Origin of the sequence: Winogradskyella vidalii, assembly GCF_013403955.1 — a bacterium.
Taxonomy (GTDB): domain Bacteria; phylum Bacteroidota; class Bacteroidia; order Flavobacteriales; family Flavobacteriaceae; genus Winogradskyella; species Winogradskyella vidalii.
This window is the reverse complement of the sequence record NZ_JABFDG010000018.1, coordinates 2501-5411: the sequence shown is the minus strand read 5'-3', so window position 1 is coordinate 5411 and position 2911 is coordinate 2501. Positions and strand designations below refer to the sequence as shown.

General features: G+C 47.1%; 2 rRNA genes (1 of these 2 only partly in view). Both read right to left on the bottom strand.

Annotated elements, in window-relative coordinates:
* Window positions 1-57: 57 nt before the first annotated feature.
* Window positions 58-167, bottom strand: a 5S ribosomal RNA gene (gene rrf / locus HM982_RS18085).
* A 128-nt stretch (window positions 168-295) separates the two neighbouring features.
* Window positions 296-2911 (bottom strand): 23S ribosomal RNA (locus HM982_RS18080); it runs 206 nt beyond the window's last position.

Below are 2911 nucleotides of genomic sequence, written 5' to 3'. Positions count from 1 at the left end.
TAAGCAAATTAATAAACACAAAAAACCCTTACTAGTAATCTAGTAAGGGTTTTTAAAAAAAGGCGGTGACCTACTCTTCCACAGTCAAGCAGTACCATCGGCGCAAACGGGCTTAACTACTCTGTTCGGAATGGTAAGAGGTGAGCCCCGTCGCTATAACCACCTTAAGTTTTTATCCTGAACTTGTTTCAGGACCTGGTTGTTATAAATAATCAACACTAATATTGTTGACATATTGAAAAAGTGACATGATTGGTATACAGTAATTGTAATAAACTTATATAAAAAAACGCTGTACAATAAGCCTATGGGTTATTAGTACTACTCGGCTATGACATTACTGCCTTTACACCTATAGCCTATCAACGTGGTCATCTTCCACGACCCTTTAAAGAAATCTCATCTTGTGGTGGGTTTCGCGCTTATATGCTTTCAGCGCTTATCCCTTCCGAACGTAGCTACCCTGCAATGCTTCTGGCGAAACAACAGGTACACCAGAGGTTCGTCCAACTCGGTCCTCTCGTACTAGAGTCAGATCCACTCAAATTTCTAACGCCCACAGTAGATAGAGACCGAACTGTCTCACGACGTTCTGAACCCAGCTCGCGTGCCACTTTAATGGGCGAACAGCCCAACCCTTGGGACCTTCTCCAGCCCCAGGATGTGACGAGCCGACATCGAGGTGCCAAACCCCCCCGTCGATATGAGCTCTTGGGGGAGATCAGCCTGTTATCCCCGGAGTACCTTTTATCCTTTGAGCGATGGCCCTTCCATACGGAACCACCGGATCACTATGCTCTACTTTCGTACCTGATCGACCTGTATGTCTCTCAGTCAAGCTCCCTTATGCCATTGCACTCTACGCACGGTTACCAAGCGTGCTGAGGGAACCTTTAGAAGCCTCCGTTACTCTTTTGGAGGCGACCACCCCAGTCAAACTACCCACCAAGCACTGTCCCTGGTTAGAGGTTAGACTCTAGATAAGCAAAGGGTGGTATTTCAACAATGACTCCACAACGCCTAGCGACGCCACTTCAAAGTCTCCCACCTATCCTACACATTACTTATCCAAAGCCAATACTAAGCTATAGTAAAGGTTCACGGGGTCTTTTCGTCCCACTGCGGGTAATCGGCATCTTCACCGATACTACAATTTCACCGAGCTCATGGCTGAGACAGTGTCCAGATCGTTACACCATTCGTGCAGGTCGGAACTTACCCGACAAGGAATTTCGCTACCTTAGGACCGTTATAGTTACGGCCGCCGTTTACTGGGGCTTCATTTGAGATCTTCGAAGTAAACTTCTAAACCCTCCACTTAACCTTCCAGCACCGGGCAGGTGTCAGGCCCTATACATCATCTTTCGATTTAGCAGAGCCCTGTGTTTTTGATAAACAGTCGCCTGGACTTTTTCACTGCGGCCCCCCAGAAGGGGGCGACGCTTCTCCCGAAGTTACGCGTCCATTTTGCCTAGTTCCTTAGCCATGAATCTCTCGAGCACCTTAGAATTCTCATCCCAACTACCTGTGTCGGTTTAGGGTACGGGCTGCTTCACTCGCTTTTCTTGGAAGTCGATTTGCTAGATTATCACCTTGACCGTAGTCTCAGTGTACTATTGCGGTATTACTACTCGCTTCAACGTACTATTCCGTCAGTACGCACTAACTTTTCGCCTCCGTCACTTTTAGTGTGAGCAGGTACAGGAATATTAACCTGTTGTCCATCCACTACCCCTTTCGGGTTCGCGTTAGGTCCCGACTAACCCTCAGCTGATTAGCATAGCTGAGGAAACCTTAGTCTTTCGGTGTGCGGGTTTCTCGCCCGCATTATCGTTACTTATGCCTACATTTTCTTTTGTAGCTTCTCCAGCATCCCTCACAGAACACCTTCGACGACACTACAATGCTCCCCTACCACTTTTTCAAGTCCATAGCTTCGGTAATATGTTTATGCCCGATTATTATCCATGCCGAACCGCTCGACTAGTGAGCTGTTACGCACTCTTTAAATGAATGGCTGCTTCCAAGCCAACATCCTAGCTGTCTAAGCAGTTCAACCTCGTTTATTCAACTTAACATATATTTGGGGACCTTAGCTGATGGTCTGGGTTCTTTCCCTCTCGGACATGGACCTTAGCACCCATGCCCTCACTGCTGATTAACATTTTATAGCATTCGGAGTTTGTCAGGAATTGGTAGGCGGTGAAGCCCCCGCATCCAATCAGTAGCTCTACCTCTATAAAACTATAAATCAACGCTGCACCTAAATGCATTTCGGGGAGTACGAGCTATTTCCGAGTTTGATTGGCCTTTCACCCCTACCCACAGGTCATCCGAAGACTTTTCAACGTCAACCGGTTCGGTCCTCCATTTAGTGTTACCTAAACTTCAACCTGCCCATGGGTAGATCACACGGTTTCGCGTCTACCACTACTAACTAAGCGCCCTATTAAGACTCGCTTTCGCTACGGATCCGGACCTGAAGTCCTTAACCTTGCTAGCAACGGTAACTCGTAGGCTCATTATGCAAAAGGCACGCCGTCACAGACAAGTCTGCTCCGACCGCTTGTAAGCGTATGGTTTCAGGTTCTATTTCACTCCCTTATTCAGGGTTCTTTTCACCTTTCCCTCACGGTACTAGTTCACTATCGGTCTCTCAGGAGTATTTAGCCTTATGGGATGGTCCCCACTAATTCACACAGGGTTTCACGTGCCCCGCACTACTCAGGATACCACTATCTAAACAATCTTTACTTATACGGGACTATCACCCTCTTTGGTCAGTCTTTCCAAACTGTTCTAATTCATTATGTGTCGAATATCGTGGTCCTACAACCCCAGCATTGCCGTAACAATACTGGTTTGGGCTAATCCAATTTCGCTCGCCGCTACTATCGGAATCACTTTTGTT